Origin of the sequence: Streptomyces pseudovenezuelae (assembly GCF_029892565.1) — a bacterium.
Classification (GTDB): domain Bacteria; phylum Actinomycetota; class Actinomycetes; order Streptomycetales; family Streptomycetaceae; genus Streptomyces; species Streptomyces pseudovenezuelae_A.
In genome coordinates this window covers 1-18,857 of sequence record NZ_JARXVH010000001.1, presented here as the reverse complement: position 1 = coordinate 18,857, position 18,857 = coordinate 1, and the positions used below count along the sequence as shown (strand labels likewise).

At 71.4% G+C, this 18,857-nt stretch carries 19 protein-coding genes and 1 riboswitch; of the genes, 12 read left to right on the top strand and 7 right to left on the bottom strand.

Going from position 1 to position 18,857, the window contains the following annotated elements; all coding sequences use genetic code 11:
* Nucleotides 1–23: 23 nt before the first annotated feature.
* From M2283_RS00095 to M2283_RS00050, 10 genes are all read left to right on the top strand, one after another.
* Complete coding sequence (locus tag M2283_RS00095) at nt 24–887, top strand: glutathione S-transferase C-terminal domain-containing protein (protein ID WP_280873808.1); 864 nt, start codon at nt 24–26, stop codon at nt 885–887.
* A gap of 98 nt (nt 888–985) precedes the next feature.
* Nucleotides 986–1,094, top strand: a riboswitch (SAM riboswitch).
* A gap of 31 nt (nt 1,095–1,125) precedes the next feature.
* Complete coding sequence (locus tag M2283_RS00090; protein WP_280873807.1) at nt 1,126–1,275, top strand: hypothetical protein; 150 nt, start codon at nt 1,126–1,128, stop codon at nt 1,273–1,275.
* Between the two features lie 153 nt (nt 1,276–1,428).
* Nucleotides 1,429–2,409 (top strand): amino acid ABC transporter permease, encoded by a 981-nt coding sequence (locus tag M2283_RS00085; protein WP_280873806.1) that lies wholly within the window; start codon nt 1,429–1,431, stop codon nt 2,407–2,409.
* On the top strand, nt 2,406–3,242 hold the full coding sequence (locus tag M2283_RS00080) for an amino acid ABC transporter ATP-binding protein (RefSeq protein WP_280873805.1): 837 nt from the start codon (nt 2,406–2,408) through the stop codon (nt 3,240–3,242). The genes M2283_RS00085 and M2283_RS00080 overlap by 4 nt, the downstream gene beginning before the upstream one ends.
* A 69-nt stretch (nt 3,243–3,311) precedes the next feature.
* The gene (locus M2283_RS00075) at nt 3,312–4,337 is read left to right on the top strand and encodes an ABC transporter substrate-binding protein (RefSeq protein WP_280873804.1); all 1,026 of its coding nucleotides are present in this window, start codon (nt 3,312–3,314) and stop codon (nt 4,335–4,337) included.
* Nucleotides 4,338–4,417: 80 nt separating this feature from the next.
* Nucleotides 4,418–5,155: a GNAT family N-acetyltransferase gene (locus tag M2283_RS00070; protein ID WP_280873803.1), complete on the top strand. Its 738-nt coding sequence runs from the start codon at nt 4,418–4,420 to the stop codon at nt 5,153–5,155.
* Between the two features lie 214 nt (nt 5,156–5,369).
* On the top strand, nt 5,370–6,578 hold the full coding sequence (locus M2283_RS00065; RefSeq protein ID WP_280873802.1) for an LLM class flavin-dependent oxidoreductase: 1,209 nt from the start codon (nt 5,370–5,372) through the stop codon (nt 6,576–6,578).
* A 22-nt stretch (nt 6,579–6,600) separates the two neighbouring features.
* Nucleotides 6,601–7,974, top strand: a complete 1,374-nt coding sequence (locus tag M2283_RS00060; RefSeq protein WP_280873801.1) for an NtaA/DmoA family FMN-dependent monooxygenase — start codon at nt 6,601–6,603, stop codon at nt 7,972–7,974.
* Nucleotides 7,971–9,065: an LLM class flavin-dependent oxidoreductase gene (locus M2283_RS00055; RefSeq protein ID WP_280873800.1), complete on the top strand. Its 1,095-nt coding sequence runs from the start codon at nt 7,971–7,973 to the stop codon at nt 9,063–9,065. Before M2283_RS00060 ends, M2283_RS00055 begins: the two co-directional genes overlap by 4 nt.
* The gene (locus tag M2283_RS00050; RefSeq protein ID WP_280873799.1) at nt 9,058–10,182 is read left to right on the top strand and encodes an LLM class flavin-dependent oxidoreductase; all 1,125 of its coding nucleotides are present in this window, start codon (nt 9,058–9,060) and stop codon (nt 10,180–10,182) included. Before M2283_RS00055 ends, M2283_RS00050 begins: the two co-directional genes overlap by 8 nt.
* 53 nt (nt 10,183–10,235) lie before the next feature.
* On the opposite strand, the gene M2283_RS00045 is transcribed toward M2283_RS00050, so the two are convergent.
* From M2283_RS00045 to M2283_RS00025, 5 genes are all read right to left on the bottom strand, one after another.
* Nucleotides 10,236–10,769: a VOC family protein gene (locus M2283_RS00045; protein ID WP_280873798.1), complete on the bottom strand. Its 534-nt coding sequence runs from the start codon at nt 10,767–10,769 to the stop codon at nt 10,236–10,238.
* 68 nt (nt 10,770–10,837) lie between these two features.
* Nucleotides 10,838–11,938 carry a phosphotransferase enzyme family protein gene (locus M2283_RS00040; RefSeq protein WP_280873797.1) on the bottom strand — a complete coding sequence of 367 codons (1,101 nt, stop codon included), beginning with the start codon at nt 11,936–11,938 and terminating at the stop codon, nt 10,838–10,840.
* A gap of 112 nt (nt 11,939–12,050) precedes the next feature.
* Nucleotides 12,051–12,695, bottom strand: a complete 645-nt coding sequence (locus M2283_RS00035; RefSeq protein WP_280873796.1) for an ABC transporter ATP-binding protein — start codon at nt 12,693–12,695, stop codon at nt 12,051–12,053.
* Nucleotides 12,692–12,829: a hypothetical protein gene (locus tag M2283_RS00030; RefSeq protein WP_280873795.1), complete on the bottom strand. Its 138-nt coding sequence runs from the start codon at nt 12,827–12,829 to the stop codon at nt 12,692–12,694. The genes M2283_RS00035 and M2283_RS00030 overlap by 4 nt, the downstream gene beginning before the upstream one ends.
* 130 nt (nt 12,830–12,959) lie before the next feature.
* The gene (locus tag M2283_RS00025) at nt 12,960–13,880 is read right to left on the bottom strand and encodes an ABC transporter substrate-binding protein (RefSeq protein WP_280873794.1); all 921 of its coding nucleotides are present in this window, start codon (nt 13,878–13,880) and stop codon (nt 12,960–12,962) included.
* A gap of 420 nt (nt 13,881–14,300) precedes the next feature.
* On the opposite strand from M2283_RS00025, the gene M2283_RS00020 reads away from it, so the two are divergent.
* Entirely contained in the window at nt 14,301–15,182 is an 882-nt protein-coding gene (locus M2283_RS00020) for a sulfurtransferase (protein WP_280873793.1), read from the top strand.
* A 131-nt stretch (nt 15,183–15,313) separates the two neighbouring features.
* On the opposite strand, the gene absR1 is transcribed toward M2283_RS00020, so the two are convergent.
* Nucleotides 15,314–16,399, bottom strand: coding sequence for a beta-glucuronidase AbsR1 (gene absR1 / locus M2283_RS00015; protein WP_280873792.1), 1,086 nt, complete (start codon nt 16,397–16,399; stop codon nt 15,314–15,316).
* Nucleotides 16,400–16,493: 94 nt separating this feature from the next.
* Between absR1 and M2283_RS00010 the strand changes: the two genes are divergently transcribed.
* Entirely contained in the window at nt 16,494–18,344 is a 1,851-nt protein-coding gene (locus M2283_RS00010; RefSeq protein WP_280873791.1) for a LuxR family transcriptional regulator AbsR2, read from the top strand.
* A 65-nt stretch (nt 18,345–18,409) separates the two neighbouring features.
* On the opposite strand, the gene M2283_RS00005 is transcribed toward M2283_RS00010, so the two are convergent.
* The gene (locus M2283_RS00005) at nt 18,410–18,790 is read right to left on the bottom strand and encodes a hypothetical protein (protein ID WP_348538892.1); all 381 of its coding nucleotides are present in this window, start codon (nt 18,788–18,790) and stop codon (nt 18,410–18,412) included.
* Between the last annotated feature and the right edge of the window lie 67 nt (nt 18,791–18,857).

Here is an 18,857-nt window from a genome sequence, read left to right as displayed (position 1 = left end):
CGCGCCCGCTCCCGGGGAGAGTCATGTCCGTAACACCGCTGGCCGCCCACATCTCCGCTCCGTCCACGCCCGCCTTCCGGGGCCGCATCGGCGGCGATCCGCGCAGCGGCCACTACGCCGTTCCGCGTCGCTACCGCCTCCATCTGTCCACCGCGTGTCCCGACGGTCTGCGTATCGCCGTCACCCACAGCCTGCTCGGCCTGGACAAGGTCTGTCCGGCGACCTTCCTGCCCGCCGTCCCCGACTCCCCGCAGGGCGGCCACTCCGCGCTGCGCCCGCTGTACGAGGCGAGCGCGCACCGTTACTCCGGTCCGGCCGTCGGACCGGTGCTCAGCGACGACTGGTCCGGGCGGATCGTCAGCACCCACGCCCCGGACATCATGCGCGATCTCGCCCGCCGCTTCGGCGCCGACCGGCTCTCGCTGTACCCGTGCGGCGCGGAGTCGGAGATCGACGCCGTCGAGCGGATGTGCGCGCAGGACATCGAGGGAGCCGCCCAGCGCGCCGGACAGTCCGGCGGCGAGCAGGCGGAGCGCGACGCGGCGCTCGAGACGCTGCTGGCGGCGCTGGGCGCGCTGGAGCGGTGGCTCGTCGGCCGCGAGTACATGATCCGGGATCAGATCACCGCCGCCGACGTCGAGTTGTGGGTCACGCTGGTCCAACTCGACACCGTGCACCGCGACCACCTCGACGCCTGCGCGGTCCAGCGCATCGCCGACCACCCCACCCTGTGGGCGTACGCCCGTCGCCTGGCCGCCCACCCGGCCTTCGGCACCCACCTCGACCTGGACGGCATCGCCCGCCGTCATCACGCCCGCTGCCGGGGTCTGGAGGCGGCCGGCGCGGCCGTGCAGATCCTCGACTGGGCGGCCCACGCGGCCCGATAGCCGGGCCACGGCAGCTCCACCACCGCTCCACCGCCGTTCCAGTTCGTGGACCGGCGTTGACATTCGTTCGGGCAAGTGTCTTAAATACCGCCCAGAACGGTCATGAGTGTCAGCGACAAGCCCTGGCTTGCTGACCGGCAACCCTCGCACCGCGGTGGGGTGCCCCAGGTGACGACCGGACCGGATGACGTTCGGTAAGCGCGAGGGCCCCAGGGCCGGAACAGTGACAGGTGACGCCATGTACGCAGCTCCCAGGACGGCCGCATGCCGCCCGCAGGGCTGCGTACTGTCGTACGCGAACCTGTTCGTCGCCGACCGCGCCGTCGATCTGCTCCGGGTCAGCAGCGCACTGTGTACCGCACCGGGCCGCGCCCGCTGTCGGGGCTGACGAACCCCCGCAGTCCGCGCACCTGTGACGCACACCCGCCCATGCCGGTGTGCCGTTCCCCTCCTCGCCCCCGGTCCCGTGCGCCGTGCGTGACGCTCGCCGTCGCGTGTCCTTCGCCGCGGTCCGGGGTGTCCGAACCTGCCGGAGCCCACCATGAGTGAACCCCCTGGCGCCGCCGTGTCCCTCGCCGAGGCACCGCCTGCCGACGAACCGTCAAAACCCCTCACCGCACAGCGAGTTCAGCCTCTGAGACGGCCATGGCGCTGGATCGCCACCGCGGTCGTGCTGGTCCTCGCGGTCCAGTTCGTGCACGGCCTGGCGACCAACCCGTTCTACCAGTGGGACCGCTTCGGGTACTGGTTCCTGCGGCCGACCATCCTCGACGGGCTGCTCATCACCCTCGAAGTGGCCGCCTACAGCGCGGTGTTGGGCCTCATCGGCGGCATCCTGCTCGCCCTGGCCAGACTCTCGAAGTCCCCGGTGCTGCGCGCGGTGAGCTGGACCTACGTCTGGGCCCTGCGCTCGATACCGCTGATCGTGGTGCTGCTCTTCCTCTACAACTTCAGCGCCCTGTACCGGACGTTGAGCGTCGGCGTCCCCTTCGGACCGGCCTTCTTCTCCTTCGACGAGTCGAAACTGGCCACCGACATGGTCGTCGCCGTCGTCGGCCTCAGCCTCAACGAGGCGGCGTACGCGGCCGAAGTGGTCCGCGGCGGCATCCTCTCCGTCGACCAGGGCCAGCACGAGGCGGCCTCCGCGCTCGGCCTGCCGAAGAGCTACCAGTTCCGCCGGATCGTCTTCCCGCAGGCACTGCGCTCCATCACCCCGAACTACGTCAACCAGCTGATCGGCCTGATCAAGAGCACCTCACTGGTCTTCTACGTCTCCCTGCTCGACCTGTTCGGCTCCGCGCAGACGATGGGCTCCACCTACCCCGGCGACATCGTGCCGCTGCTGCTGGTCGTCACCGTCTGGTACCTGATCCTGACCAGCGTGGTGTCCGTCATCCAGTTCTACGTCGAGCGGTACTACGCCCGGGGTGCCACGCGCTCCCTGCCGCCGACCCCGATCCAGAGACTCCGTACCGGCCTGACCGATCTGCGGGCCCGCATCCGCCGGGAGGCCGCCGTATGAGTGCCAAGACCCTCGAACCGTCGACGGACATCACGCCCGCCGCCGTAGAAGTGCACGACGTGCACAAGTGGTACGGCGCGAACCGGGTGCTGGACGGCGTCGACCTGACCGTGCGGCCCGGTGAAGTGACCGTCATCCTCGGCCCGTCCGGCTCCGGCAAGTCCACGCTGCTGCGGGTCATCAACCACCTGGAGAAGCCGGAGATCGGCTACGTCAGCGTCAACGGCGAACTGATCGGCGTGAAGCGGCGGGGAGAGCGCAGCGAGGTGGGGGTCCCCCCGGCCGAAGGCCGGGGGAGGCTGAAGGAGCTGAGTGAGCGGGCCATCCTCGCCCAGCGCAGTCGGATCGGCTTCGTCTTCCAGAACTTCAACCTGTTCCCGCACCTGACCGTCCTCGACAACGTGGCCGCGGCCCCGGTCGCCACCGGCCGGCTCGCCAAGCCCGAAGCCCTGGAACTGGCCCGCGAGTTGCTCGACCGCGTCGGTCTCGGCGAGAAGACCGGCGCGTATCCGCGGCAGCTGTCCGGCGGCCAGCAGCAGCGCGTCGCCATCGCCCGCGCCCTCGCCCTGCGCCCCGGCGTCATCCTCTTCGACGAGCCGACCTCCGCCCTCGACCCCGAACTCGTCGGCGAAGTCCTCGCCGTCATCAAGGACTTGGCGACCAGCGGCACCACCCTCGTCATCGTGACCCACGAGATCGGTTTCGCCCGCGAGGTCGCCGACCGGGTCGTCTTCATCGACGCCGGAAAGATCGTCGAACAGGGCCCGCCCCACGAGGTCCTCGACAAGCCACAGCACGAACGGACCCGCGACTTCCTCAGCAAGGTCCTCTGAGTCACCCCGTCGTCTTCCGTCACCTCCCGCCATTCTCCTCAGTCCCGAACACCGAACCTAGGAACAGCCATGTCTCCCCTCAGCCTTCGCAGCAGACTCACTCGCGGCCTCACCGCAGGCACCGTCGTCGCCGCCCTCGCCGGCGGGCTCGCCGCCTGCGGAGGCGACAGCGACGCGGCCACCACGACGGACAGCGCCGCCGCCGGCTCGGTCACCGTGGGTGCCCTGTCCCTCGGCGCCGCCAAGGAGACCACGCTCAAGGTCTCCGAAGTGAAGTCGATCAGCGCCGAGTTGCCCAAGGACATAGCCAAGAGCGGCAAGTTGGAGATCGGCGTCGGCTTCCTGCCCGCCGGCTCCCCGCCGCTCGGCTACGTCGGCTCGGACCAGAAGACCCTCACCGGTTCGGAGACCGACATCGGCCGGCTGGTCGCCGCCGTCCTCGGTCTCAAGCCCGAGCTGAAGAACTCCACTTGGGAGAACCTCTTCATCGGCCTGGACAGCGGCAAGGTCCAGGTCGCCTTCTCCAACGTGACCGACACCGAGGAGCGCAAGCAGAAGTACGAGTTCGCCTCCTACCGGGAGGACAACCTCGGCTTCGCGGCGTCGGCGAGCAGCAAGTGGAACTTCGACGGGAACTACGAGAACCTCGCCGGCAAGACCGTCGCCGTGGGCGCGGGCACCAACCAGGAGCGGATCCTCCTGGAGTGGAAGAAGAAGCTCGCCGCCGAGGGCAAGAAGCTCACCATCAAGTACTTCCAGGACAACAACAGCACCTACCTCGCGCTGGCCGCAGGCAAGATCGACGCCTACCTCGCCCCGAACCCCTCGGTCTCCTACCAGGTCACCCAGACCAAGGGCACGGCCAAGGCGGTCCGCGACGCCGGCACGTACTCCGGCGCAGGGTCCTCCCTCCAGGGCCTCATCGCGGCCACCGCGAAGAAGGACAGCGGCCTCGCCAAGCCGCTCGCCGCCGCCATCAACTACCTGATCGAGAACGGGCAGTACGCCAAGTGGCTGGCCGCCTGGAACCTCTCCAACGAGGCCGTCGCCAAGTCCGAGGTCAACCCGCCCGGCCTGCCGCTCGACAACTCCTGACCCACCCTCTCGGCAAGAGGACCCCGCCGCGTCCCGGCGGGGTCCCCGACCCGTGCGATCAGTACCGGAGCCGTCACCCGATGTCTTCCACCTTCACTCTCGAAACCACCACGTCCCACGTCCTGGACAACCCGGCCTGGGCGGCGCTCACCGGCCCGCACGCCCGCTTCGCCGAGCGCGTGGGCCGCGCCGCCCGCTACCCCGCCGACGTGGCCGGCTTCCACGCCCTCACCGACAACGACGACCCGCGCGCCTGGGCCGACCTGGCCACTCTCGTCGGCCCCGGCGGCACCGCCGCGGTACGCGGTGTGGGCGAGGCCCGGGACGGCTGGGAGATCGTCCGCTCCGGCCAGGGCGTCCAGCTCGTCGACACGGGGCTGTGGGCCGAACCCGACCCCGAGGCCGTACGCCTCGGCCCCGACGACGTACCCGAGATCCTCGACCTGGTCGCCCGCACCGAACCCGGCCCCTACCTGCCCCGCACCGTCGAACTGGGCACCTACCTGGGCATTCGCCACGAGGGCCGGCTGGTCGCCCTGGCGGGCGAACGCCTCCACCCGCCGGGCTGGACCGAGATCAGCGCCGTGTGCACCGACCCCGCCCACCGCGGCCGGGGCCTGGCCACCCGCCTGGTCCGCGCGGTCGCCGCCGGCATCAAGGAACGCGGCGAGCAGCCCTTCCTGCATGCCGCGGCAGGCAACACCAACGCGATTCGGCTGTACGAATCGATCGGCTTCACGCTGCGCGCCCGTACGGTCTTCTCGCTCGTACGGTTCACCGGGCCGACTGCCGCCGCCGATCCGGAAGAAACGGCATAGCCGTGCGGTTGCCCCCTATGAAGTCGGATTTCGTGGAGGTGGAGCACATGTGTGGCGCGTCCATCGTTCACGTGTGTCTCACCACGCGGCAGCACATCGATCTGCTGCGCGTGGCCGGCGCGCTCTGTCGCCCCTGACCCCGTTGCCCCAGCCGCCGTGCGCCCGTATCCATGGGCCGGCGATCTCGTACGGACCTCCAGGAAGGCACCCACTCGTGTCATCGACCTCCCCTTCCCACCTGCATCTGGCCGTGGCCCTCGACGGCACCGGCTGGCACCCCGCCTCCTGGCGCGAGCAGGTGGCCCGCCCCCGGGACCTGTTCACCGCCGGCTACTGGGCCGACCTGGTCGCCGAGGCCGAGCGCGGCCTGCTCGACTTCGTCACCTTCGAGGACGGCCTCGGCCTGCAGTCCTCGCACTACGGAGAGCTGGACGGCCGCACCGACCAGGTCCGCGGCCGCCTGGACGCCGTACTGACCGCGTCCCGCATCGCGCCCCTGACCCGGCACATCGGCCTGGTGCCGACCGTGATCGCCACGCACACGGAGCCGTTCCACCTCTCCAAGGCGATCGCCACCCTCGACTACGTGAGCACAGGCCGCGCGGGCCTGCGCGTGCAGATCAGCGCCCGCCCGCACGAGGCCGACCACTTCGGCCGCCGCACCCTCCCGCCGCTGAGCCTGGAGGAGCTGCGGACCCCGGCAGGACAGGAGCGGGTCGCCGACCTCTTCGACGAGGCCGCCGACTACGTCGAGGTCGTGCGCCGGCTCTGGGACAGCTGGGAGGACGACGCGGAGATCCGGGATGTCGCCACCGGCCGCTTCGTCGACCGCGACAAGCTGCACTACATCGACTTCGAGGGCGCGCACTTCAGCGTCAAGGGCCCCTCCATCACCCCGCGCCCGCCGCAGGGCCAGCCGCTCGTCACCTCCCTCGCGCACCAGACCGTCCCCTACCGGCTGGTGGCCCGCCAGGCCGACATCGGCTACGTCACTCCGCACGACGCCGATGAGGCCCGCGCGATCGTCGCGGAGATCCGGGCCGAACAGGAGGCGGCCGGACGCGCCGACGAACTGGTCCACGTCTTCGGCGACTTGGTGGTCTTCCTCGACGACGTCCAGGCCGCCGCGGAGGACCGACGCGCACGCCTGGACGCCCTCGCGGGCGAGCCGTACGAGAGCGACGCACGCATCTTCGCCGGTACGCCCGCTCAACTCGCCGACCTGCTCCAGGAGTTGGCGGCCGAGGGCCTGACCGGCTTCCGGCTGCGCCCCGCCGTACTCGGCCACGACCTGCCCGCCATCACCGGCGGCCTGGTCCCCGAACTCCAGCGCCGCGGCGCCTTCCGCACCGCCTACGAGGCCGACACCCTGCGCGGCCTGCTGGGCCTCGCCCGCCCCGCCAACCGCTATGCCGCCGCCTGAGCCGGAAGGACCGACCGCACCCATGAGCAAGCCGCTGAAGCAGATCCACCTGGCCGCGCACTTCCCGGGCGTCAACAACACCACCGTGTGGAGCGACCCCAAGGCCGGCAGCCACATCGAGTTCAGCTCCTTCGTCCACTTCGCGCAGACAGCCGAACGCGCCAAGTTCGACTTCCTGTTCCTCGCCGAAGGGCTCCGCCTGCGCGAACAGGGCGGCAAGATCTACGACTTGGACGTCGTCGGCCGCCCCGACACGTTCACCGTGCTGGCCGCGCTCGCCGCCGTCACCGAGCACCTGGGCCTCACCGGCACCATCAACTCCACCTTCAACGAGCCCTACGAGGTGGCCCGCCAGTTCGCCAGCCTCGACCACCTCTCCGGCGGCCGGTCCGCGTGGAACGTCGTCACCTCCTGGGACGCCTTCACCGGCGAGAACTTCCGGCGCGGCGGCTTTTTGCCGCAGGACGAGCGGTACTCCCGCGCCAAGGAGTTCCTCGCCACGACGAACGAACTCTTCGACTCGTGGCACGGTGACGAGATCGTCGCCGACCAGGCGAGCGGCACCTTCCTGCGGGACGCGAAGGCCGGCGCCTTCGTGCACAGCGGGCAACACTTCGACATCCAGGGCCAGTTCAACGTCCCGCGCTCCCCGCAGGGCCGCCCGGTCATCTTCCAGGCCGGCGACTCCGACGAGGGCCGCGAGTTCGCCGCCTCCTCCGCCGACGCCATCTTCAGCCGGTACGCCCAGCTGAAGGAGGGCCGGGCCTTCTACACCGACGTCAAGAACCGTCTCGCCAAGTACGGCCGCCGCCATGACGAGTTGCTGATCCTGCCCGCCGCGAGCTTCGTCCTCGCCGACACCGACGCCGAGGCGGAGGTACTGGCGAAGGAGGTGCGCCGCCAGCAGGTCAGCGGCGCCACCGCCATCAAGCACCTGGAGTTCGTCTGGAACCGGGACCTGTCCTCGTACGACCCGGAAGGTCCGCTGCCCGACATCGATCCCGACCTCGGCGACAACCACATCTCCAAGGGCCGTGCCCAGGTACGGATGTACCGGGACCCGCTGGCCACCGCCCGTGAGTGGCGCGAGCTGGCCGCCGCCAACAACTGGTCCATCCGCGACCTCGTCATCGAGACCGGCAACCGGCAGAACTTCATCGGCTCCCCGGAGACGGTCGCCAGGACCATCAACGAGTACGTGCAGACCGACGCCAGCGACGGCTTCATCCTCGTCCCGCACATCACCCCGAGCGGCCTCGACATCTTCGCCGACAAGGTCGTCCCGCTCCTCCAGGAACAGGGCGTGTTCCGCACGGAGTACGAGGGTCCGACCCTCCGTCACCAGCTCGGTCTCGCCCACCCGGACGAGGCGGCGGGCGAGCGGGTGGCCTCGTGAAGTTCCTCGCGATCACGCTGATCGTGCACCGCCCCGACCCGGTCACCGGGGTGCTGAAACCAACGCATGAGCGGTTCCGCGAGGTACTCGACAACGCGCTGCTCGCCGAGGAGTTGGGCTTCGACGGCTTCGGGGTGGGGGAGCGGCACGAGCGCCCGTTCATCTCGTCGTCCCCGACCGTCGTACTCAGCCATGTGGCCGCACTGACCAAGCGGATCCGCCTGTTCACAGCAGTCACGACCCTCAGCCTGCTGGATCCGGTCCGGGCCTACGAGGACTACGCGACCCTCGACCACCTCTCCAACGGCCGCCTGGACCTGATCATCGGCAAGGGCAACGGCGCCGCCCAGCGAGACCTGTTCCAGGTCACGCCCGAGGACCAGTGGGACCGCAACGCCGAGAGCTACGAGGTGTTCCGGCAGATCTGGCGGCAGGACAGGGTGACGGCGGCGACCCGCTTCCGCCCGCCGCTCCAGGACGCCGAGGTGTGGCCGCGGCCGTACCAGCGGCCGGTCCGGGTCTGGCACGGCAGCGCGACCAGCAAGGAGTCGGTGGACCTCGCCGCCCGCTACGGCGACCCACTGTTCTCGGCGAACGTCACCAACCCCATTGAGCCGTATGCCGAGTTGATCCGCCACTACCGCGAGCGCTGGGAGCACTACGGCCACGATCCGGCGGACATCGCGATCGGCGCCGGCACGGCGGGCGTCCATGTCGCGCCCACCTCGCAGGAGGCGTTGGCCGCGTACCGGCCGATCTTCGAGTCCAACCTGGCCTTCTTCAGGCAGGCGGGCCTGCCCGTGGTCTTCGAGACCCTGGAGGACTACGTCGAGCGCAGTTCGGCCCTGATCGGCAGCCCGCAGCAGGTCATCGACAAAGTGCACCGCTATCACGAGCAGTTCGGGCACACGGTGGTCCACCTGCACGCGGACGCGAGCGGTCTGTCCGACGCCCGGCACCGGGACTCGCTCGAACTCTTCCAGTCGGCGGTCGCCCCGGTCCTGCGCAAGGACATCCCCGACCCGCCGTTCGACTGGGGCCCGGTCCTCCCGACGCGGCCGGCCAGCAGCGAGGAGCCGGCCCGTGTCTGACATCCCCCTCGGCGTCCTCGACCTGGTCCCGATCTCATCCGGTTCGACCGCCGCCGACGCCCTGCGCAACTCCATCGACCTGGCCGGGCACGCCGAACGCCTCGGCTACGCCCGCTACTGGTTCGCCGAGCACCACCTCAACCCCGGCGTCGCGGGCACCTCCCCGGCGGTGGTCCTGGCCCTGACCGCCGCAGCCACCTCCACGATCCGTCTCGGCTCCGGCGCCGTACAACTCGGGCACCGCACCGCGCTGTCGACGGTGGAGGAGTTCGGGCTGATCGACGCGCTGCACCCGGGCCGCTTCGACCTGGGCCTGGGCCGCTCGGGCGGCCGTCCGCCGGGGGAGCGGCCCACCGGCCCGACGGTCACGCCCGTAGTCGACGGGCGCGCCCCCAACGGCCTGCTCATCCCGCCCCGCTTCTCCTTCGAACGACTCCTCGGCTCACCCCGCATCGCCCTGCAACGCAAGCTGCTCCTGCTGCCGGGCGCCGAATCCCAGGACTACGCCGAGCAGATCGACGACATCCTCGCCCTGCTGGCCGGCACCTACCGTTCCCCGGAGGGCGTCGAGGCGCACGTCGTGCCGGGCGAGGGTGCCGACGTGGAGCTGTGGATCCTGGGCAGCAGCGGCGGCCAGAGCGCCGAGGTCGCGGGCGCCCGGGGCCTGCGCTTCGCCGCGAACTACCACGTCAGCCCCGCCACGGTCCTGGAGGCGGTGGACGGCTACCGCGCCCACTTCCAGCCCTCCGACCACCTCGACAAACCCCACATCAGCGTCTCCGCGGACGTCGTCGTCGCCGAGGACGACGCCACCGCCCGCGAACTCGCCACCGGCTACGGCCTCTGGGTCCGCAGCATCCGTTCCGCCGAGGGCGCCATCGAGTTCCCGACTTCGGAGGAAGCCCGCACGCACGCGTGGACGGAGGAGGACCGCGAACTGGTCCAGGACCGCCTCGACACCCAGTTCGTCGGCTCGCCCGGCCGGGTGGCCGACCAACTGGAACAGCTCCAAGAGGCCACCGGCGCCGACGAGTTGCTCATCACGACGATCACCCACGACCACGCGGACCGGGTGCGGTCGTACGAGCTGCTGGCGGAGGAGTGGCGCCGGCGTTGAGCCGCAAGGCACGGTCTGTGGACTAACGGTCTGTGGACTAGTGGACCAGCGAGTCAGCCGGTCGGCCCGACGGGCGCGCTGCTGCGCCCGTCGCGCCGACCGCTGAGCTCGGCGTCCAGCGTCTCCTGGGCCACGCGCATGATCTCGGCGTAGCCCGGGTCCCGCAGCCGCTTCCACATCTCGTCCTCGGACACGTCCTCGACAAGGCTGACCACCCACCAGATGTTGCCGAAGGGGTCCTTGACCCGCCCGCCGCGCGTCCCGAAGGCATCGTCGGCCACAGGCGTCACCACGCTGCCGCCGGCTGCGACGGCCCCGGAGAACGCCTCGTCCGCGTCGGTGACGAACACGCGCAGCAGGCTGGGCATGACCGGCCAGTTCGCACGCCGGTCGAAGGCCAGCACCACGGTGTCGCCGACGCGGATCTCACCGTGTCCGATCAGCCCGTCCTCGGTCGCGACCCGCGCGAGCTCCACACCCCCGAAGGCCTCGGCGACGAAGTCGAGGAAGGACCCGGTGTCGTCGGTGACGACCCAGGGCGCAACGGTGGTGTATCCCTGCGGCGTGACGCCGGCCTGCTCGGACATATCGCGGTCCCTCCACTCGTACTGGCTGTCGTCGGGAACGATAGGAGCGGAGTAGGTCGGTTCCTGTCCTATATCGGCAGGCCCCGTTGAACTGCGGGGCGGACGGCGGAGGCGACGACGTCGAGAAGCCGCCGGCCATCCGCACCGGCGAACCACTCCGCGTGGCCGACGTAATAGTCGTACGCCAGACGGGAGTTCTCCGCGGACCGGGTGACGCCGTGGAAGTAGCCCAGCTCGGAGAGGGCGAACTCGGCGTGCACGAGCGGCAGTAGCTCCGGCAGTGCTGCCGACTCGGCGGGAGTGAGCGGCCGTACGGACTGGTAGCCGTCGAGGAGGGCGACGGCGTCGGCCTCGCGGACCGGGCGGTCGGGCCGCAGCCACTGGACGGTGTTGCGTTCGATCGCCGTGGCCAGGTCGTGCACGGCGGTCGTGCGGTCGCTCATGCCGAAGTCCAGGACGGTGGAGACCCGACCGGCCTCGTCCCAGAGGAGGTTGGAGGCGTGCCAGTCGTTGTGGGTCCAGAGCGGGGTGAGTCCCGTGAGGTGGGGAGACAGGCGTTCGTAGAGGGGGAGCAGGGCGCGGCGCGTGTCCTCGCGCCAGGGGAAGTCCCTTAGCGCGACGGCAAGTTGGGGACGCTCGGACACATACCGGTCCAGTGCCGCCGTCGGGTCGTCGGCCGCGAACACCGTGAACGACGCGACGAGCGGCTGCACTTGACGGCGAGGTGCGTCGAAGCCCGCCGCCGAGAGGTGGAGTCGGGCCAACGCCTCGCCGGCCGCACGCGCGTGCGCGGCGGACCGGAACGGCGACCAGGACAGCGCGTCCCGATACAGATCGATACCGACTCCGGCCGAGTGCACCTCGTAGGTCCACTCACCGCGCGCCACCGTGTCCAGCACCTCGACCACCGGCACACCCCGCTCTCGCAGATGGCCGAGGAACGCGTGCTCCTCCGCGAGCCCGTCGAGCGTGCGTACGCAGACGTGGTGCCGTTTCACGAACAGGCGGCGCCCGTCCCGTTCCACGACGGCCGCCGCCGACAGGGGGCGCGGGCTGCGCCACACCACCCGCGCCGGGCCGACGACATCGGTGACCTCCGCGTCCGTCAGCGGCGCCCAGTCGGGGCGGACCGGCTCGGTGCCCAGGCCGTGCGCCAGATGTGAACTCACGCTGTCGTCACCGCCGTTGTGCCCCGCAGGGCGTCCAGGATCCGGCGCTCGGTCGCCGCGAACTCGGGTGCCGTGAAGTCGTCCGCGCCGCGTGGGCGGGGGAGCGGCACCTCTACGCGCTCGACGACCGTGGCGGGGCGCGGGGACAGGACGTGCACGGTGTCCGCGAGCAGGACCGCCTCCCGGATGTCGTGGGTGACCAGGACGACCGTCCAGCGGTGGCGCTGCCACATGTCGGACAGCCACAGCTGCATCTCGGTCCGGGTGAGCGAGTCGAGCGCGCCGAACGGCTCGTCCAGCAGGAGGACCGGCCGCCCCACACGACCGTGCGCAGCAGCGCCGCCCGCTGCCGCATACCGCCGCTGAGCTGGGCGGGGTACGCCTTCTGGAAGCCGTCGAGCCCGAAGTCGGCGAAGAGCGCGTCGGCCCGCGCCCGCGCCTCCTTCTTCCGCACCCCTTGCGCCTCCAGCCCCAGCGCCGTGTTGTCCAGCACCGTGCGCCACGGGAAGAGCAGGTCCTTCTGCGGCATGTAGGCGACCTTGCCGGACCGCACGCCGGCCGGCTCGCCCTCCACCAGCACCTCCCCGGACGTGGGCCGGTCGAGCCCGGAGACCAGGTTGAACAGCGTGCTCTTGCCGCTGCCGCTCGGGCCGATCACGGCGGCGAACTCGCCGGGTTCCACGGCGAGTTCGAGGTCCCTCAGCACCTCCAGCGGGCCGAAGGACTTGCCTGCACCCGCGATGCGCACACTGCTCACGACTTCGCCTCCTTGAGTGACCGCTCCCACGGCAGCACCAGCCGCTGCAAGAGGTACGTGGCCCCGAACAGCGCGATGCTCAGCGCCGCCGTCACCCCCACCGCCGCGAACACCAGATCCGTACGGCGGTGCATGGCAGGGTCCTTCATACGGAGGTGAGTCGGGCGTGGCGGGGCGGTAGAGCCCGACACAGCGCGCTGCCCACCCGCATGAAGTCGACGGCGAGACGCCGGGTCAGCGTCCCCGCCTGGCAGGTCCTGACGCTCACGCGGCCACGTCCAGCAGGCCGTTGGTGAAGGACCGGTCCCAGTCCCGGTCGTGCGCGAGGGCGCCGTTCTCCGCGAGCCAGTGCGCGTAGGGGCCCATGCGGTGCGGGTCGATCACGCCCCAACGGCCGTCCTGGTCCGTCCAGGTGGGGGCGATCAGTGCGAGCGAACGGGCGATCAGCGGGCGCGGGAAGTAGGGGATGACGCGCTCCAGCAACTCCAGGGTCTGCTCGGGTCGCCGGGCGGCGGACGCGTAGCCGCGGGCCGTGACGGCGAGGAAGTCCCGTACCAGGGAAGGCCGTTCGGTGAGCAGCCGTTCGCTCGTGCCCAGCAGATAGCTGTGGTAGCGCGGTGCGCCTATCTCGTCGACCGGCCAGGTCAGGCGCCGCTCCTCGGGCAGGTCGCCGCGCAGGGCGTCCCAGGACCAGTAGTTGCCGAAGGTGGCGTCGGCCTCGCCCGCCTCGATGTCGTCCACGGTCAGCTCGCGGGCGCCCGCGTCGACGGTGATGACGGCGTCCGGGTCGCCGCCGTCGGCCGCGACCAGATGCCGGACCATGGCCCGGCCGCGCGGGGTCGGGTTGTAGGCGAGCCGGCGGCCCGCGAGGTCGCGGGGGCGGGTGATGCCGGTGGAGGTCGTGGTCTGCACCGCCTCCAGGCCGCGGTGGTTCACGGCCGCCACCGCGATCAGCGGCTGCGCGTGCTCTGCCCGGCGGGCCAGCAGCCGGTTCGGCGGGAAGATCCCGAAGTCGACCTCGCCCCGCGCCAGGTACTCCAAGGTGTCGCCGCGTCCCGGATCCTGCACCACCAGCTCCACGTCCAGACCGGCCTCGGCGTACCAGTCGCGGGCACGGGAGACGTACAGACCGGCGGAATTCGGCCACGGGTGGAAATAGTCGAGCATGACCCGGATGTGCGGCATGGGGGTACTCCGAAGGCGGCGCGAGAGGGCGCGGTGGAAGGTGAGGGAGGCGCGGAGGTGTCAGCGGGATCCGGGACAGCAAGATCCGTGGCGACGAGATCCCGGACGACAACAGGAGCGGCGCACCGGGGCGTTGACCGCCGGAGGCATCGACTCGACTGCTGCGTACACGTGAACTCCTACGCGGGGCGCCAAAGGCGCGACAGGTGCGGTCGGCGTCCCCATGGGGATCGTGCTCGACGAGCCGATCCCAGACGCCCTCTCAGCCCAACCGGGTAGGGGCTCCCGCGTAGATGGCCGAAACCATAACCGCAGGTCCCGGATCCTGTGCAAGCGCGGTCCGGAATGTGGGACGCCGCTGCCCGAGACGTAAGACGCCCAGCTCACAGGGGTGGCCGCACGGGCGTAGCATCGGCCGCCATGACCTCCCTGCTGCCCGGCCCCCTGGTCGACGACGCCTGGCTGGCCGACCGACTCGACGACCCGCGGCTGGTCGTCGTCGACGCCACCTGCCTGCTGCCCTCACCGCGCCACGACGGCGACTACCGGTACGTGAGCGGACGAGAGGGCTGGGCGGAGCGCCACCTCCCCGGCTCACGCCACGCCGACCTGACCGGGGACTTCTCCGACCACGACGCGTCGTACCACTTCGCCGTGCCCGCGCCCGACGCCCTCGCCGCAGCGCTGGCCCGGCTCGGCGTGGGGCGGGGGAGCGCGGTCGTGACGTACGACACGGGCGGGGGGATCTGGGCGGCCCGGCTGTGGTGGATGCTCCGCGCGATCTCCGTACCGGTGGCGGTGTTGGACGGCGGCCTGGCGGCCTGGGAGGCGGCGGGCCGTCCGCTCGCGACCGGCGACGACACACCGCCGGTGCCGGACGTCGGGCCCGTCACCCCAGACCCGCGCCCCGGCCTGTGGACCGGCATCGACGAGGTGGCCGCGATCAGCCGCGGCGAACGCCCCGGCACCCTGGTCTGCGCCCTGCCCACCGGCGGCTACGACGGCTCGGTGCCGACCCGCTACAGCCGCCGCGGACACATCCCCGCCAGCCGCAGCCTCCCCGGCCGCGAACTCCTCGGCGCTGACGCCCGGGTTCTCCCGCCCGCCGAACTCGCCGCCAAGGTCGACGCGGTGCTCGACACCGCCGAGTCACCCGTCGTCCTCTACTGCGGTGGCGGCATCGCGGCGGCGGGCGCGGCCCTGGCACTCACCCTGCTCGGCCGCACGGACGTGTCGCTCTACGACGGTTCCCTGGAGGAATGGTCGAAGGACCCTGCGCGGCCAGTGGAGTTGGGTGGTTGAGGAGGTTGTTCAGGGGGACATGTGGCGAGGCCGGGCAACGGTCTCCCTCCCCCGAAGGTGACCGTTGCCCGACCGCTCCCCCGGCGCCGGACAGGTGGTCCAGCACGCCCGAGTGTCGCGGTGCTGTGCTGTTACCAGCACATGACCGCTGTCTGTCCCGGTCCCCAAGCCGAGTACAGACGCACACGGACGTAGTAGCGGCGGCCCTTGACGAGACGGGCCCTGATGGTGGCGTTGTGCGGTGTTCCGCCGTCGTCCCGGCCGGCCAGGTAGCGGGGCTCCTCGTCCCGCTCCTCGAAGACCACGACGACGGTGTCACTGTCGCCGAAGGTGCCCACGGTGTACTCGCGGGTCTCCGGCGGATCGATCACGAAGTCCGCCTGCTCGCCCGGTCCCAGACCGAGCGGCGCGGAGCGGAAGGGCACCAGCGCGGGCGGCTGCGGCGGATCGGCCGGCGGGTACCAGCGCAGCACGAACTCCTTGTCGGCCGGCGACAGCGAACCCGGCGGATTCAGGCCCGCCCGGAACTGCTCCGGCTCCAGGATCAGCCCGCCCGAGAACGGGTACTCCATGATCGACTGCGGGTCCCAGACGGAGCCGTTGACCTCGTCCGGGTCCAGCTTGCGCAGGATGTTGAAGAACGTCTTGTCCCGGCTCCAGAAGTTGGGCGAGCCCGCCAGATCGGTGTAGACGGCCTCGTCGTCCCAGTGGATCCCGGCGAACGGGCTCTGGTGCTCGTGCAGCATCCCGAGCGCGTGCCCGATCTCGTGCAGGGCCGTTCCGCGCTCCCCGGGCGCGGTCAGGTCCCAGCCGAAGTTCATCGTGCGGTCGTTCACGCCGACCTGCAGCGCGTCCCGGCCCACCGTCGACCACGAGCCGTCGCCGAGCTGGAACCCGATGCGCACCTCGGCCTCCGTGCGGTCCGCGACCTCGACGAAGGACACGCCGAGCCCGAGATCCCGCCACTCCTGGAAGCACTCGCGCACCACGTCCCGCTGCTCCTTGGCGCCGACCCACGACACCCGCCGCACCGCCCCGGTGCCCGGGACGGGGATGACGGAGGCGTCGCTGTCGCCGTCGAAGAAGCAGTAGTGCAGGACCGTGCCGTTTACCCACATCCGGTTGCCCGAGATGAGCGCACTGCGCCTCTCGGCGGTCAGCCCTGCCGCGAAGGCGGGGGCCGACTGCTGCGCGAGAGAGCAGTAGCGTCCGGTCATGCGCACAGCCTGCCCCGGCCAGGTCACAGGCGCCTGAGTCGGGGTCTACTCAAGTCGCCCTGTATCAGGACTGAGTACTCGCGCTCATACTCCCGTGACGACCTTCGAACGCGACGCGAAGACCCTTGAACTGCCCTGGCAGTTCACCGGACGAGAGGACGAGCTCGAGCTGATCCGCCGGTCCCTGACCGTGGGCCACCACGGCATCGTGGTCACCGGCCCCGCGGGCTCGGGCAGGACCCGGCTGGTCACCGAGGCGCTGCGGGGCAGTGACCGGGCCCGGGCGGCCGGCACACCGGAGACCCGTCACCTCTCCTTCGCCGCGTTCGCGCACCTCCTGCCCGAGACGGTCTCCCTGCACCGGGCAGTCCAACTACTGTCCGGCATACGGCTGTTGCTGGTCGACGACGCCCACCTGCTCGACGAGGCCTCGGCCGCCCTCGTGCACCAGCTCGCCGTGCACGGACGCACCCGCCTGGTCGTCGTCGCGGCCGACGACGCCTCGGTGGCCAGCGCGATCTCCCGCCTGTGGACCGGTGAGCTGCTGCCGCGCCTCGCCCTGGAGCCGCTGCCCCGCGAGGACACCGAACAGCTCCTCGCGGCCGGCGTCGGCGCGGACCTGGAGCCGCTCACCCTCAACCGACTGCTCCGCCTGTGCGGGGGTGATCTGCGCCTGCTGCGCGACCTGGTGGACGCGGTGCGCGAACGCGGGCTGCTCAACCGGCAGGCGGACACGGACAGTTGGTCCTGGCGCGGCCCGCTGCCGATCACGACCACCGTCCGCGACCGTGCCGCGCGAGTGCTCGCCCGCCCGCGCGCGGACGAGCGCGAGACCCTCCAACGCCTCGCTTTCGGGGAGCCGTTGGAGCAGGACATGGACGACTTCGACCTCCAGGTTCTCGAACAACTGGAGGCCGACGGCCTCGTTCACATCGACGACCATCCGGAAGCTCCCGCAGGCCCCACCACCGTCCGCCTCGCGCACCCCCTGTACGGCCCGGTGCTGCGCGCCGCGGCCGGCCGGCTGCGGGCGCGGCGACTGGCCCGGCGCCCGGAGCAGTGGCGGCCGGCCCTCGACGCCGAGGCGGCCGAGCTGACGAGGGCGATCGAGCGGGCGGACGTCAGGACCACGGCCACGCCGGTGGGGGAGTGGCTGGTCGAAGAGGGCGCGGCGGTGCCGACGGGGTACGCCGCCGTGCGCGCCCGGTATGCGCGGCTCCGGGGGGAGCTGCGCGAGGCGGCGGCCTGGGCGAGGGAGGGACTGCGGGGCGACGGGGGAAGCCTGCCCTGCCGTACCGAACTCGCCCTGGCCGCCGCCCAGTCGGGGGAGACGGGCATCGCTCACACGGCCGCCGGGGGACCGCTCGGGGGCGGCGCGGCCGTGTGGTCGGCGGTGTCCGGGGGGGACGTCGACGGGGCGCTCGAGACGATCGGAGCGGGAGATTCGTACGATCTGTACGAGGCCGTTCGTCTCGGCGCCCCGGAGGCGGTCGTCGACCGGCTGCCCGCCGGTGGTGTCCTCGCCCTGCACGCCGAAGCGCTCGCCCGCGGTGACGGTCCCGAACTGGACCGGGCCGCCGTGGAGTTGGAGCAGCGCGGCTTCCTGCTCTTCGCCGCCGAGGCACATGCCCAGGCGGTACGGGCGCACCGCGACCCGCGCGCCGCCCGCACCTCACGCACCCGTGCCGTCGCCCTCGCCCGGCGCTGCCAGGGCGCCCGCACCCCGGCCCTGTCCGGCCTGGTCCTCGGCGAACTCACCGCCCGCCAGCGGCAGATCGTCACCCTGGCGGCCGCGGGCCTCAGCAACCGGCAGATCGCGGAACAGCTCACCCTGTCCATCCGCACCGTGGGCAACCACCTGTACAGCGCGTACGCCCGGCTCGGCGCGAGCGACCGCGGAGCCCTGCCCTGGCTCATGGCGGTACCGGACGCCCAGCCGGCCTGAGCCACACACCGAACCGGCGGTCTGACCCCCAGTATTCGGGGGAGGGGTCAGGCCGCCCTCAGCCGTCAGCCGACGGGGAAGGTGTCCGTGCCGACGACGTTCAACAGGGCCAGCTTCTCGTGGCTCTCGGTGCCGGGTGTCGCGGTGAAGATGAGCAGGGACTGGGACTGGTCGGGGTCCAGCAGGTTCTGGCAGAACAGGTCGATGCGCCCGACCTGCGGATGGACGAACCGTTTGGCGTCGCTCCAGCGCAGGCCGACCTCCTGCTGGTTCCACAGGGACGCGAACTCCGTGCTGCGGCGCAGCAGTTCGGCCACCAGTCGGGCGGCCTGCGACCGGGGTCCCTCCCGCGTGGACGCCGCCCGCAGGAGGGTGACGTTCACCCGGCTGTTGAGGCCGTGGTCGTCGGGGAGGTAGCGCTCATTAGAGGACCATCCTTTCTGCAGCCCTCACGAGTAGGGTTGTGACCTCTCGGTCCCGGTGGGTGCATGGCCAGTAGTGCGAGCCGTTCGT

Bases quoted from the DNA above. Each gene is read 5' to 3' on its own strand.
- M2283_RS00020 (WP_280873793.1), top strand. From the start codon at position 14,301: ATGACCTCCCTGCTGCCCGGCCCCCTGGTCGACGACGCCTGGCTGGCC.
- M2283_RS00090 (WP_280873807.1), top strand. From the start codon at position 1,126: ATGTACGCAGCTCCCAGGACGGCCGCATGCCGCCCGCAGGGCTGCGTA.
- absR1 (WP_280873792.1), bottom strand. From the start codon at position 16,399: ATGACCGGACGCTACTGCTCTCTCGCGCAGCAGTCGGCCCCCGCCTTC.
- M2283_RS00095 (WP_280873808.1), top strand. From the start codon at position 24: ATGTCCGTAACACCGCTGGCCGCCCACATCTCCGCTCCGTCCACGCCC.
- M2283_RS00025 (WP_280873794.1), bottom strand. From the start codon at position 13,880: ATGCCGCACATCCGGGTCATGCTCGACTATTTCCACCCGTGGCCGAAT.
- M2283_RS00060 (WP_280873801.1), top strand. From the start codon at position 6,601: ATGAGCAAGCCGCTGAAGCAGATCCACCTGGCCGCGCACTTCCCGGGC.
- M2283_RS00045 (WP_280873798.1), bottom strand. From the start codon at position 10,769: ATGTCCGAGCAGGCCGGCGTCACGCCGCAGGGATACACCACCGTTGCG.
- M2283_RS00070 (WP_280873803.1), top strand. From the start codon at position 4,418: ATGTCTTCCACCTTCACTCTCGAAACCACCACGTCCCACGTCCTGGAC.
- M2283_RS00030 (WP_280873795.1), bottom strand. From the start codon at position 12,829: ATGCACCGCCGTACGGATCTGGTGTTCGCGGCGGTGGGGGTGACGGCG.
- M2283_RS00075 (WP_280873804.1), top strand. From the start codon at position 3,312: ATGTCTCCCCTCAGCCTTCGCAGCAGACTCACTCGCGGCCTCACCGCA.
- M2283_RS00085 (WP_280873806.1), top strand. From the start codon at position 1,429: ATGAGTGAACCCCCTGGCGCCGCCGTGTCCCTCGCCGAGGCACCGCCT.
- M2283_RS00080 (WP_280873805.1), top strand. From the start codon at position 2,406: ATGAGTGCCAAGACCCTCGAACCGTCGACGGACATCACGCCCGCCGCC.